Below are 13,397 nucleotides of genomic sequence, written 5' to 3' on the forward strand. Positions count from 1 at the left end.
ATTTCAAAATAATCAACCAAAAATCAAATTAACCACATTTCATTAAATGAATAAATAAGAGACCGGCGTAATATGCGAAAAACCATCTTCACATACTACGCCGGTCGTTCTTAATATTAAATTCAGTCACACCCTACTGAATCCGGTCACTAAAGTGCAAGACCCGATCCAAGCTGTACATAATTGGCGCAGTGATACTCATGATAATCAACTCTGATAAAGCAGTTGTTAGATACGTCGGCCAGAAAGCGACACCACTACTCATCATGGTAATCATCAGTGCGATCATAAACATCGAAACGGTGAATAGCGCGATATTCAGTAACATCCGTTGCCAAACCGTCTTCAATTTAGGGGCCAACCACGTCAATACCAGCAGGGCTAATAATGATTGGCCGCCACCAAAGAGAACGTTGAGGAGACTCGCACCGGGACCAAAAGCGTCAAACAAAATAACGCCAGCAACAATTCCCCAAATATACTTGCGATTGAACACGGCTAAGTGGTTCAACCCTTCAGAAACGCGGAATTGAATTGCGCCCGATGCCAAGCTAAAAGCTGCGGGGCCTAGGCATAGTACAACATACATTGCAGCGACTAGGGCGTTGATAATCCATGGTCGAATTTTTGATTGTGTCATTCGCTTAATTCCTCCTAGTTTTTTTAACGTGGGATGGTTACGAACCACGTATTGATTGAAACAAAGCGAATATAATCGTAGCACGCTCTAGTAGTTCCCGCAAGCTTGCTAATTGAAAATGCTGGTAGGAATAAATAAGTTACCTAATGTAGCCGCCATTACCGCCTTAATTGCTGGCATCCGGTTGCCGGCCTCTTCAAAGACGACCGCCTGCTTACTCTGGAAGACATCATCCGTAATTTCAAACGCCGTCATTCCGTACTGTTCGCCTAATTTGGCTCCCAGCTGCGTCTTTAGATCGTGTAGTGCTGGTAAGCAATGCATGACAATCGTCGATGACTTGCCAGTAGCTGCGAGCAACGCAGTATTAATTTGAAACGGCAATAGTTGCTTGATCCGCTCACCATAGTCGACCTGCTCGCCCATTGAGACCCAGACATCCGTATAAAGCGCATCAGCCTGAGTAACGGCTTGTTGCGGATCAGCCGTAATCACGACCGTGCTCCCAGCTGCCTGCGCATACTGTTGGGCCAACGCGACCACTGCTGGGGCTGGCTGTAACGCTACCGGGGCCCCGATAGCGATATTGATGCCGAGCATCGCTCCCGCCACAAGTAAACTATTAGCCATATTATTGCGACCATCACCAACGTACGCTAACGTCAACCCTTTTAAATGACCAAAATGTTCCTTTAATGTTAAAAAATCCGCTAAAATCTGCGTCGGGTGCCACTCATCGGTCAATCCGTTCCAGACTGGCACACCACTATAGGTCGCTAAGTCTTCGACCGTGCTTTGTTTAAAGCCCCGAAATTCAATACCATCATACATGGACCCCAGTACTTTCGCCGTATCAACAACTGACTCCTTCGTCCCGAATTGGATGTCGTCTTTACCCAAAAACTCTGGATTCGCGCCCAGATCATTAGCCGCCACAGTAAACGCAGAACGTGTCCGTGTCGACGTTTTTTCAAACAGCAACGCAATATTTTTTCCTTGTAAATAAGGGTGTGGGATATGGTGTGCTTTAAGGGTCTTCAAGTGACTAGCAAAGTCAATTAAGTAAGCTAATTCTGTTGGTGTATAGTCGATTTCCTTCAAGAATGACCGACCTTCAAATTGATTATTCATTCGTCGTGACCTCCGTTGTCAAAGTTGTCAGTACCTTTGCAATCAAGGCAATCCCAGCTAATAAATCGGCCGATTGCATCACAATTGGGGGTAACAAACGTAACGTATTATCGCCAGCTGATAACGTCAATAAGCCTTCTACTTGTAGCCGGGTAATGACTTGATTAACCGGGATTTGTTCATCTAAGTGGATTCCAATCATTAGGCCCTTCCCCGTGATTTGTTTCACTACCGGTATCGGTTCGACTTGAGTCGCTAGGGCTTGCCAGACAAGTTCGGCATGGGCTCGAACCGTCGTTAACAGCGCCGGTGTTAATTGGGTCAAGACACGTTTTGCTGCCGCCATAGCAACAGCATTACCGGCGAACGTCGAGCCATGGCTGCCCGGACCAAAGGCAGTAGCTAATTGCCGCCGACCAACCATTGCCCCCACTGGCAAGCCATTCGCTAAGCCCTTGGCGACCGTGTAGATATCAGGATCCAGGCCGTAACCTTCATAGGCCATCCGGTAACCAGTCCGACCGATTCCCGTCTGCACCTCATCAATAATCAACAAAACACCCGTTGCTTGGCATTTCGCATTAACCGCTTGTAACCAAGCTGTTTGTCCCGCAAAGACGCCGCCTTCACCTTGAACGACTTCTAAAATAACGGCCGCCAACTCTGGTGTGATTTTGTCCAAAGCCGCGTCGTCATTATAGGTTGCAAACGTGATGCCAGGCACTAATGGCGCATAGCCAGCCTGAATATGAGGATTGCCCGTCATCGACATAGCGCCATAGGTTCGACCGTGAAATGAATGCTGAAAAGCTAAGATGCCGGTTTTACCCGTGTACTTCCGTGCGAGTTTTAATGCAGCTTCATTGGCTTCGGTTCCGGAATTTGCAAAGTATACGAGTCGCTCTTCACCATTCGCTAACAGGCCGGCAACGGCATCTTGTAATTCATTTTCGTATAAATTCGACGTATGCCAGATATACGTCAACTGCTGGGTGACGGCCGCCTGAATTTGTGGTTGGTGATACCCAAAGTTGCAGACCCCGATTCCCGCCGTAAAATCTAAATACGTCTTGCCATGATTATCAGTCAGATGAACGCCCTGACCATCCGTAATGGCAAATGGAAAACGTTGATAGGTTGGAAACACGTGTTGCATGGTCATACGGCCACCTCCTGAATAATTGCGGTTCCTGGTTGATCGATTGCATTCGTAATAATAGCCTGCTTGACTCCCGTCTGAATCGCGGCAATTGCAGCTTGAACTTTGGGTTGCATTCCCGCGGTGATCACAGCTGTTCGAATCAATTGCTGAGCTTGTTGTGGCGATAGTGATGTCATCACATTACCGTGATGTATAATTCCCGGGACATCGGTTAGCAAAACCAATTTTTCAGCATGTAGTTGTTGGGCTAGCACGGTCGCTGCCATATCCGCATTGACATTGAGCCATTGTCCCGTCTCGGTTAAGGCTAAAGGGGCCAAAATACCGATATGATGAGCCAACAATTGCATTAATTGCACTTGATTGACAGCGGTGAGCCGACCGACATACCCTAGCTGTCGATAATCAATCAATTCACCAGTTAGTAACTGATTATCCGCCGCATTGAGCCCCAACACAGGTAGGTGATGTTGCGTTAATTTTGCAAGTAAGGCTGGTTGCACATCTCCTAGCAGGGCCAACTTGGTGAGCACTAAGGTCGCCGCATCCGTCACCCGCAACCCGTTCACCTTATGCACGGGCAAAGCAAGCTGATTCGTCAGTCGATTGATCATTGGCCCCCCACCGTGTACGATCAGAATCTGATAATGCTGTTGGTACCACTGTGCGATTTGGTCAAAGAAAGTGGTACTCAATTGGCTAATCGCCTGGCCCCCAATCTTAATTACAATTAATTTTGTCATTTTCACCACCTCCGTTTAAGTATGATAGCTCGCGTTAATTTTGACGTAGTTGTAAGTCAAGTCACAACCCCAAGCCTGACCACTTGCTGTACCGTGATGTAAATCAACATCGATCATAATCTGGTTATCACGTAAGGTCGCCTGCACCGCTGCCATATCAAAGTCAACGGCCAGACTTTGTTGAACAAGTAAAACGCCGTTCATTTCAATATCGACCGTCGCCACATCGATGTCTGCATCAGTGGCGCCAATCGTGCTAATGATTCGCCCCCAATTCGGGTCTTCACCGAAAATGGCCGCCTTAACGAGGTTAGAGCCAACAATTGCTTTGGCGATTTGCTGACCATCAAACGTTGTAGCGGCGTGGACCACATTACATTCGACTAACTTGGTCGCACCCTCACCGTCAGCGGCAATTTGCTTGGCAAGTTGGCCTAAGACATAGTGCAACGCCTGATTAAAAATATCATAGTCGGTGGTACCCGCTTGTAAACTCGGATTATCTGCCAGACCATTTGCCAACGTGACCACCATGTCATTAGTAGACGTGTCACCGTCAACAGTAATTTGATTGAATGTCTGATCAACGTTAGTACTTAGCATGTCCTGTAAAACTGGCCCATCTATTTGGGCATCAGTGGTGACAAAACCAAGCATGGTTGCCATCTTGGGATGAATCATTCCAGAACCTTTGGCAAAACCGGTCAAGGTAACTAACTGGCCGCTGAGTTCACACTGCACACAGACGGTTTTTGGATGCTGGTCTGTCGTTAACACGGCGTGGGTCACCGCGTCACTCTTCGTTGGTGTCAATTGCGGCAAGCCGTTTTTGATTTTATCCATGGGTAACTGAGCACCAATCAGCCCAGTTGAAGCAACGCCAATCAAGTTCGGCGCCACGTTTAGTTTATTCGCTAACCAGGCTTGTTCTTGCAGCGCATTCTGCCACCCCTGATCGCCAGTACAAGAATTGGCGATTGCACTATTCAGCAGCAGTCCCTGTAATTGGTGGCCCTGGTCGATCATCTGTTTAGTTAACTTAGTTGGTGCTGCCTGAAACTGATTCGTCGTATAAGTTCCAGCCGCACTGGCAGGCACTTTTGAAAATAGCCAACCAAAATCTTTTTTATGACGACGAAGACCAATATGAATGCCATCACTGTAAAAACCTGCCGGCCACTGAAAGGCAACCGTTTCAAACTTCGTATTCGTTAAAACTTGCATCTGCATAACTTCCTCTCTTATTGCACCTTATCAGGGAAATACAGGTAACGTCGGTAATCCGGCCGTAACCGCGAAATCAAAATAGCGATTAAAATTCTGAACGGCCTGCCCCGCAGCACCTTTCATCAAATTGTCAATGACGCTCACAACCACGATGGTGTTCGTGACCGGATTATAATCAACGCCTAACGCACAGTTATTAGACCCAACAACGTCCTTGAGCGTCGGCATCCCCGTTGGTAGCACTTGCACGAACGGCTGCTCATGATAGGTCGCGGTAAAAGCAGCGCGGACCTGCGTCGTTGTCAATGCTGACTTCGCTTTGGCATAAATCGTCGTCATAATCCCACGCGTTACTGGAATCAAAGTGGTAGTAAATTCAATCGCAGAAATCGCGGACCACCACTGCTGTAACTGTTGCATCATTTCAGGGATATGTTGATGTTGATTCAACTTATATAAACTCAAATTATCATTCACAGCGACGTAATGACTCGCAGCTGTCGCTCGTTTGCCAGCACCAGATAAGCCGGACTTAGCATCCACAACAATCGAAGTCGGTTCGACCAACTGCTGCTGAGCAAGTGGCGCTAGTCCTAATAACGTAGCAGTCGCATAACAGCCGGGATTCGCAATGTAGGTGGACAACGGCGCCGGCATATCAGCTAAGCCGTAGCTCGCCTGTGCCAAAGCGGTCGCCGGTGCTGGATCACGTTGGTACCACCGCTGATATTGCTCTGGATCATGCAAGCGGAAGTCACCAGATAAATCGATGACTGGAAAATGAGCAGCGATGAATGGTAATGCCAATTGTCGCGTGATACCCGCTGATGTCGCAAAGAACACAATCGCGTTATCGCGCATGATTGCCGTCGCATCGAATGGTCGAATAACCGCCGTTTCTTTCTGGTACATGGCTGCCACCGTCTTTAATGCCACCGTAGTTGCTCCCACGTGCCCGTATAATTGGATGCGGTCGATCTCGGGATGTTGTTTCAAAAGCCGGTACAACACCATGCCACTGTACCCCGTAACGCCAACTAGCGCGACTTGCATATAATCACCTCAAATATTCAAAAATAGTGTATTAGCTGCATGTTCATGCAAAAAGTATGATTCACACTATATTCTCATCGCTTTTAAATTGCAAGCTTTATTGAAAAAATATTCACTTTTATTCTATTAATTGCATATTTTTAGCTTTATTCAGTTATTTATGCACTTAATATGTATTTTTAATTGACATTCACAATAAAATGATGTTTACTTATCCCATTAACTAAAATGAAATTTTAACCAAATTATCAGAAAGGGTGCGATTGGGATGAACAAATACTTAACTTTAGCAGACGGCACACAGTGGATTGGAACGGCAATTGGGGATTGCCAGCTAGAGGCTGCGGGGCGCATCATCTTCAATACGGGAATGACGGGTTATCAGGAAACATTGACTGATCCATCCTACCTAAATCAAATGATTGCCTTCACTTACCCATTAATTGGTAATTATGGTATCGATCCGACCGTGGCCCAGGCACCAACGATTGGCGCACAAGCCATCATCGTTCACGAGCTGGCCACTTTTAATGATCACTATACTAGTCGCCAATCACTGGCAAGTTTTCTGACAATCCACCATGTAGCCGGCATTGAAGGCGTCGATACTCGTGACCTAACGATTCACATTCGTCAAACGGGAGCCCAGATGGCAATCTTGAGCAATCATCCCATCACTGATTTTGAAGCGCAACTCGCCACATTCGCACCCCAAGCACTAACGGCTACCCCCCTCCCAGTAGCGACGACCACCATCCGTCCACGCGTCGCGATTCTCAACTTTGGTGAAAAAGCAGCTATCACCGCTGAATTGCAAGCCCGGGGCGCGGACGTTGTTGTCCTTCCACCTACAGCTAGTCTCAAGGCCGTGGCCGCGTATCACCCTGACGGAATTTTGTTATCCAACGGTCCCGGTGATCCGACTGACTATCACACTTACTTAGCGACCATTCGCCAACTCGCACAACGTTATCCGCTGGCTGGCATTTGCCTTGGTCATCAGTTGATTGCGCTCGCCTATGGTGCTCAGACTTACCAGCTTTCCTTTGGTCACCACGGGCTAAACCATCCGGTACAAGCCTGCGCTGACGGTCGTATTATCATGACTTCTCAAAATCATGATTACGCCGTCGATCCGGCATCGATCAAGGGCACCCCGCTGATCGTCACGCACACTGAATTAAATGACGGCAGCATTGAAGGCTTGCGCCTACCGCACCAGGCCGTAATGTCGGTGCAATTCCATCCCGAAGCACACCCGGGGCCCCAGGAAGCTGGGCAATTTTTCGATGATTTCTTACTAACAATTCAAAAGGAGGCGGTTGTTAATGCCTAAAAACAATGCCATTCATTCGATTGCTGTCATCGGTTCTGGTCCAATCAAAATCGGTCAAGCCGCTGAGTTCGACTATGCCGGTACTCAGGCTTGTCTAAGCCTTAAAGCAGCCGGCTATCATGTCATTTTGATCAATTCAAACCCAGCAACCATCATGACTGACACGGCCACCGCCGACGAAGTCTACTTAGAACCTCTGACTTTGACCAGTGTCACTAAAATTCTGCGGGCCACCCACCCTGATGCTTTGCTCCCGACACTTGGTGGACAAACCGGATTGAACCTAGCGATGGCGTTAGATCAGGCTGGCGTTCTTAATGAGTTGAAGATCCAACTGCTAGGAACTTCCCTAGCCACCATCAATCAAGCTGAAGACCGGGCAGCATTTAAAGCACTTATGAAGCGGCTCCATCAACCGATTCCAGCAAGTACCACTGTTCACCACGTGACCAGTGCATTGTCGTTTGCTGAAAAAATCGGTTATCCGGTCATTGTTCGTCCAGCCTTTACACTCGGGGGTTCAGGTGGTGGCATTGCCAATAATGCCGACGAATTGACCCAAACGTTACAGCGGGGGCTGACCATGTCCCCCGTCACCGAGTGCCTGATTGAACAAAGTATCGCCGGCTTCAAAGAAATTGAATTCGAAGTCATGCGTGATAATCAGGGTACCAAGATCATCGTCTGTTCCATGGAAAACTTCGATCCGGTCGGTATTCACACTGGCGATTCTATCGTGTATGCCCCCGTTCAGACTTTGACTGACACTGAATATCAGCAGCTACGAACGGCAGCTTTGACGATTGTGGAAGCCCTCGACATTAGAGGTGGGTGCAACGTTCAACTCGCTCAAGACCCGAATAGTCGTCAGTACTACGTCATCGAAGTGAACCCGCGGGTCAGTCGTTCATCGGCGCTAGCTTCTAAAGCGACGGGATATCCAATTGCCAAAATTGCAGCCGATATCGCAATTGGTCTAAATTTATCTGAGATCAAGAATCCAGTCACGCAGACAACCTATGCGGCCTTTGAACCAGCTTTAGACTATGTGGTTGCCAAAATCCCCCGGTTTGCGTTTGACAAGTTTCCAACGGCCGACGCTCACTTGGGAACACAGATGAAAGCCACGGGGGAGGTCATGGCGATTGGGTCAACCTTGGAGGAAGCCACGCTCAAGGCGATTGCTTCGCTTGAAATCGATCCCAAGACCCAAGCTTCCTTGACCCCTGACCACCACGTCACCACGACTGAATATATCGACCAATTGACCCACCCGACAGATCAGCGGCTCTTCTATCTATTGGCGGCGCTGCAAGCGGGTTGGCCGTTAGCAAAATTGGCGACGCTAACGCAAATCACGCCATTTTTCTTGAGTAAGTTACAGCACATCGCCCAACTCATCCGGAATATCAAGCAAGTGCCGACGTCCCAACACCTCTTATCGGCGAAAAAGTACGGTGTGAGTCTGGCGACCATGGCGCATTATGCCCAAACTTCGGTAGCGACCATTGCTGCCATGACTGCTGATTTACCCTTCGTTTATAAAATGGTCGATACGTGTGCTGGTGAATTTGCCAGTGTTACACCATATTTTTACAGCACTGCTTTTGGACAAACTAACGAGAGTCACCCACTAGGACACAGTATTTTAGTACTCGGATCAGGCCCCATTCGAATCGGACAAGGCATCGAATTCGACTACACCACCGTTCACTGTGTCAAGGCCATTCAACAAGCTGGCTACCATGCAATCGTCGTCAATAACAACCCCGAGACGGTCTCCACCGACTTTTCTACCTCGGATAAGCTTTATTTCGAGCCACTAACAATCGAACGTTTGATGCCAATCATTGCGTTGGAGCAACCCGCGGGCGTCATCGTTCAATTTGGGGGCCAAACTGCGATCAACCTTGCCCATCAGCTAACTAAATTAGGAGTCACCGTCCTAGGAACCAGTGTGTCCGCTACCGATTTGACCGAAGACCGGCAATCTTTTGCGGACTGTTTACGTCTACTAAAGATTGCCCAAGCCGCTGGAACGACCGTAACTGAGTTATCCGGTGCCCGTCAAGCAGCTCACGCAATCGGTTACCCCTTACTCGTACGGCCAAGCTTTGTACTCGGCGGCCGGGCCATGGCAATCGTTCATAACGATCATGAGCTCACGCCAGTTATTAAATCAGCGGTGGCAGCTGGCCATGGTGCGCCTATCTTAATGGACCAATACTTGGCGGGAACCGAGTGTGAAGTTGACGTTCTCTCCGACGGAACGTCGTGCTTCATTCCAGGAATCATGGAACATATTGAAGGTGCTGGCGTTCATTCTGGCGATTCCATTACAGTCTATCCACCACAGCACCTCAGCCCTGCTGTTCAAGATAAGATCGTCACCATTGCCACCAAATTAGCACAACACCTCCACTGTGTCGGTATGATGAACATTCAGTTCGTCGTCACCGATGATGTCTACGTAATCGACGTTAATCCGCGGGCAAGTCGAACAGTTCCTTACATGAGCAAGGTTACTCACTTGCCACTGGCACAATTGGCAACCCGGATAATTCTCGGTCAAAGTTTAGCAACCCTTGGCCTAGTCCCCGGACTCTTGACACCCGCTCCACAACAAATTGCTATAAAGGCCCCAGTCTTCTCTTTCAATAAATTGCCACAATCACCAGTCGTTTTAAGTCCTGAGATGAAATCAACTGGTGAGACTCTTGGTATCGGCCCGACTTTCACGACCGCTTGGCATGCCGCCATGGCTGATAGTTATCACTTAGAGACTTGGCAAACCGTGGATGGTCTCATCACCGATATTGCCACTGTGGCGCAACCCGCGGTCCAGGAACTGTTCGCGGCTAACCACCTCACCGTCACAACAATCGCTAACACGACTGATTGGCCTGCAAAGACTAAAGCAGTGGGTTTCACGCTTAATGACCAACCTGATAATCCCGTGGCTATCGCTGCATTGAATCATGGACAACCATTGATTACGGCGATTGATACGCTTAAGACCCTATTGGCCAGTACGACAACGATGGTAAGCGAATAAGCCTGCTTCTTCGTACTTAGTCCAACTAACGAAGTCCCCTGGATGGCCATATCAAGCTCACCACCATGCGATCCTGTTTTTTCACAGCAAAAATGCTTATCAAGACTGGTATCTCGCCAATCATCTTGATAAGCATTTTTTAGTCATCACCCAGCAACCTGTCCATCATGAGCGCCAAAGTTTAATTTATCTTGAATCCGATGCCGAAATTCAGCAAAATCGACACTCAACCGTGACCGTGGATGTGGTAATGGATTTGTCACAATTTCTTTGATTCTCCCAGGACGAGGCGTCATCACAATAATTCGGTCACTCAAGTAGACTGCCTCATCGATATCATGAGTAACTAAAATCATCGTCGTCTGTGTCTGCTGCCAAACCTGTTCGATGACATTCTGAATATCCGCACGTGTAAACGCATCAAGAGCCCCCATCGGCTCATCCAAAAGTAGGAGCTGCGGGTTCATGATAATTGACCGCGCGAGGGCAGCTCGTTGGGCCATCCCACCAGAAACCTGATGCGGATAAGCATTTTCAAAGCATTTTAGCCCCATCAATTCAATATAATGGTCGACCAATTGGTGGTCATAATGCCGACCACGCGTCACTTTCAGGCCGACACTAATATTCTCCTTGATTGTTGACCATGGAAAAAGGCTGCCATGTTGGAAAACATAACCGCGAGAATTATCTGGTCGCTTAATCTGCTGATTATCGATCGTTAGCTGACCGCTAGCGGGATGGTCTAATCCAGAAATCAGGCGTAGTAACGTGGTCTTACCACAACCAGACGGCCCAATGATTGCTACGAACTCACCCGGATTGACGGTGAAATCAATATCATCTAGCACGTCGATCTGATGACCATCATTGTCTTGAAGCCGCTGATTAACATGTTGAACTGCAAGTAATCCCATCTTATAAGCTCCTTTCTAGTGAGCACCATCACGCCAACGTAGGCAGTAATCTTGAATTTTGGTAAACACCGCAAATAACACTGAAAACAGAATCGCCATAATCACAATTGCCGCATAGACTTGTGTATAATTCCCGGTACCCTTTGCCCAGTTGATAAACCAGCCCAGTCCGACCTTAGCACCAATCATCTCGGAAATTACCAGCATTGTAAACGACAATCCCATTGCCGTATAAACGCCAGTAAAGATACTTGGCAACGCTCCGGGAAGGACAATTTTGCGGATAATCTGCCACTCACTAAATCCTAAGGTCTTTGCTGATTCGAAGTATTCCTTGCTAATCCCTTGAACGCCACCAATCGTCATGAAGGCCACTGGAAACCAAACCGAGAAGGCAATCAAGAAGACTTCGGCCGTGTAACTAGTCGGAAAGATGACCATCGTCAGCGGCATCCATGCAGCCGCAGGGATAATCCCGATGACCTTCAAGTAGGGGAATGCCCAGTAGTTAAACTCACGATAGCGTCCCATGCCCAAACCAAGTAAGATTCCAAGAATGGTCCCAATCACAAAACTAATCAACCAAAGCGCTAATGATGACAACGTCGAAGCCCAGAGCAAGCCGGCATTTTCGCGCATCTGGTCCAAGATTTGTGCAAAGCTCACGAAGAAAGGCTGTTCTAGAACAGCCAACTTTTCGGTCAGAAGATCCTGCACGATCAGCAAGCCAACTAACGAAACGTTCAACTGGGCAAAATGTCCATTATACCGGCGAATTCGACCATTTGTAACTGCGCCAATCAGCGTAACAATCAATAAATAAGCAAAGTACCCACCTAAAAACCAATGATACGTCTGATTATTAACGGTTTCCTGTGATACAACCAATTGGTTTTCAAAATACGCAATTGCTAATACGACTAAACTAACAATGTTCCAGGTCAAGTGCCAGGGCTTCCAATAACGGCCAGTTGTCTTAGCTGCCTGCACAGCTTTTTTTCGACTCAATTGGACTGCTGTTATTTGCATACTATTCTACCTCCTTGAACTTAGTTCTTAGATAAATCTGGATACCAATAAGCTTGTTTCAACAATTGCTTGTTATTCGTATTCTTCTTCAAATACCCTGCTTGCTTCAATTGCTTGATATAATAACTTAAATCTTCTTTACCTGTCTTAAGATTTAGTTCAAAATGTTCATCTTTCAAGATCTGGGTCACATTCTTCACATTGATAAACTTCGTCTTGGAGACATACCCCTTATTTAATTCAATCTTTGCTGTCTCTTCAGGATGGTTATTGATCCAAGCAGCGGCTTGTTTGTATGAACGGACAATGGCCTTAGCCTTCGCTGGATTCTCTTTGACTAACTTGCTCGAAACGTACAAGTAACAGCAAGCACCCTTTGATTTCATTCCCATTGCAGCCATCTTAGCATTGCCACTATTGTTATTATTATCAATAATGGTCTTAAACCCAGATTCCTTTTGTGCTTGGTAAGCATACGGATCGACCGTCCCAATTGCATCGACCTGCCCCTTTTCAGCCGCCTTTGCCAATAGATCAGTGCTGTAAACCTTCCACGTTACTCCCGTCTTCGGATCAATACCCGCATGTTGAAGTGCAATGGACGTCACGTATTGTGGTGTTGAACCCTGAGCCGGAATCCCAATCGTCTTGCCTTTTAAGTCCTTAACACTCTTAATGCTTGAGTTTTTCGGAACCAGCAACTTGATACAGCCTTGGTGGATTCCACCAACAGCTTTGATTTGCGCCCCGTTTTGAATCGCAGGTAAGTATTGAAAATCACCATTTTGCGCGTCATATTTGCCACTCGCAAAACCCGCTTCTAGGTCACTGATATCCCGCGGGTTCGCTACTAGTTTGGCCTTGATACCATTTTTCTTAAAGAACCCCTTCTCATACGCGATATAATTTGGCGCATTACAAATAGAACCGTCCTTAGCTGGTATCGTTACTTCACCATACTTATAGGTTTTAGATGTATCCTTACTACTAGCACTGCTACTGCCGCAGCCAGCTAATACTGTTCCCAGTGCAATAAAACTTAATAACCCGGCAAATTCTATAATTAATCCGAACAGAAATTAAAAAGCCCAAAGCAATCACTTA

Annotated in this window: 11 protein-coding genes and 1 riboswitch; of the genes, 2 read left to right on the forward strand and 9 right to left on the reverse strand. The window is 47.3% G+C overall.

Features of this window, described 5'->3' with window-relative positions:
* Window positions 1–133: 133 nt before the first annotated feature.
* From MMY95_RS12575 to argC, 6 genes are all read right to left on the reverse strand, one after another.
* On the reverse strand, window positions 134–640 hold the full coding sequence (locus MMY95_RS12575) for a QueT transporter family protein (RefSeq protein ID WP_003642074.1): 507 nt from the start codon (window positions 638–640) through the stop codon (window positions 134–136).
* A gap of 8 nt (window positions 641–648) precedes the next feature.
* Window positions 649–694: riboswitch (PreQ1 riboswitch) on the reverse strand.
* A gap of 54 nt (window positions 695–748) precedes the next feature.
* Window positions 749–1,771: an ornithine carbamoyltransferase gene (gene argF / locus MMY95_RS12580; protein ID WP_021356429.1), complete on the reverse strand. Its 1,023-nt coding sequence runs from the start codon at window positions 1,769–1,771 to the stop codon at window positions 749–751.
* Window positions 1,764–2,933, reverse strand: coding sequence for an acetylornithine transaminase (locus MMY95_RS12585; RefSeq protein ID WP_080371103.1), 1,170 nt, complete (start codon window positions 2,931–2,933; stop codon window positions 1,764–1,766). Before MMY95_RS12585 ends, argF begins: the two co-directional genes overlap by 8 nt.
* The gene (gene argB / locus MMY95_RS12590; protein WP_053267175.1) at window positions 2,930–3,676 is read right to left on the reverse strand and encodes an acetylglutamate kinase; all 747 of its coding nucleotides are present in this window, start codon (window positions 3,674–3,676) and stop codon (window positions 2,930–2,932) included. The genes MMY95_RS12585 and argB overlap by 4 nt, the downstream gene beginning before the upstream one ends.
* A 15-nt stretch (window positions 3,677–3,691) precedes the next feature.
* Window positions 3,692–4,900 (reverse strand): bifunctional glutamate N-acetyltransferase/amino-acid acetyltransferase ArgJ, encoded by a 1,209-nt coding sequence (argJ, locus tag MMY95_RS12595; protein WP_241277683.1) that lies wholly within the window; start codon window positions 4,898–4,900, stop codon window positions 3,692–3,694.
* Between the two features lie 30 nt (window positions 4,901–4,930).
* Window positions 4,931–5,956: an N-acetyl-gamma-glutamyl-phosphate reductase gene (gene argC, locus MMY95_RS12600; RefSeq protein ID WP_021357494.1), complete on the reverse strand. Its 1,026-nt coding sequence runs from the start codon at window positions 5,954–5,956 to the stop codon at window positions 4,931–4,933.
* A 268-nt stretch (window positions 5,957–6,224) separates the two neighbouring features.
* On the opposite strand from argC, the gene MMY95_RS12605 reads away from it, so the two are divergent.
* The gene (locus MMY95_RS12605) at window positions 6,225–7,292 is read left to right on the forward strand and encodes a carbamoyl phosphate synthase small subunit (RefSeq protein ID WP_053267173.1); all 1,068 of its coding nucleotides are present in this window, start codon (window positions 6,225–6,227) and stop codon (window positions 7,290–7,292) included.
* Entirely contained in the window at window positions 7,285–10,347 is a 3,063-nt protein-coding gene (gene carB, locus MMY95_RS12610) for a carbamoyl-phosphate synthase large subunit (protein WP_053267172.1), read from the forward strand. The genes MMY95_RS12605 and carB overlap by 8 nt, the downstream gene beginning before the upstream one ends.
* Before the next feature lie 146 nt (window positions 10,348–10,493).
* Here the strand turns inward: carB and MMY95_RS12615 are convergent, their stop codons facing one another.
* Genes MMY95_RS12615 through MMY95_RS12625 form a run of 3 tightly spaced genes read right to left on the reverse strand, consistent with a single transcriptional unit; the run spans window position 10,494 to window position 13,354 of the window.
* Complete coding sequence (locus MMY95_RS12615) at window positions 10,494–11,264, reverse strand: ABC transporter ATP-binding protein (protein ID WP_104795539.1); 771 nt, start codon at window positions 11,262–11,264, stop codon at window positions 10,494–10,496.
* A gap of 15 nt (window positions 11,265–11,279) precedes the next feature.
* Window positions 11,280–12,293 (reverse strand): ABC transporter permease subunit, encoded by a 1,014-nt coding sequence (locus tag MMY95_RS12620; protein WP_202861258.1) that lies wholly within the window; start codon window positions 12,291–12,293, stop codon window positions 11,280–11,282.
* Between the two features lie 20 nt (window positions 12,294–12,313).
* Window positions 12,314–13,354 carry an ABC transporter substrate-binding protein gene (locus MMY95_RS12625; RefSeq protein WP_241277684.1) on the reverse strand — a complete coding sequence of 347 codons (1,041 nt, stop codon included), beginning with the start codon at window positions 13,352–13,354 and terminating at the stop codon, window positions 12,314–12,316.
* Between the last annotated feature and the right edge of the window lie 43 nt (window positions 13,355–13,397).

The organism is Lactiplantibacillus sp. ME-2, assembly GCF_022549155.1.
GTDB classification, from domain to species: domain Bacteria; phylum Bacillota; class Bacilli; order Lactobacillales; family Lactobacillaceae; genus Lactiplantibacillus; species Lactiplantibacillus plantarum.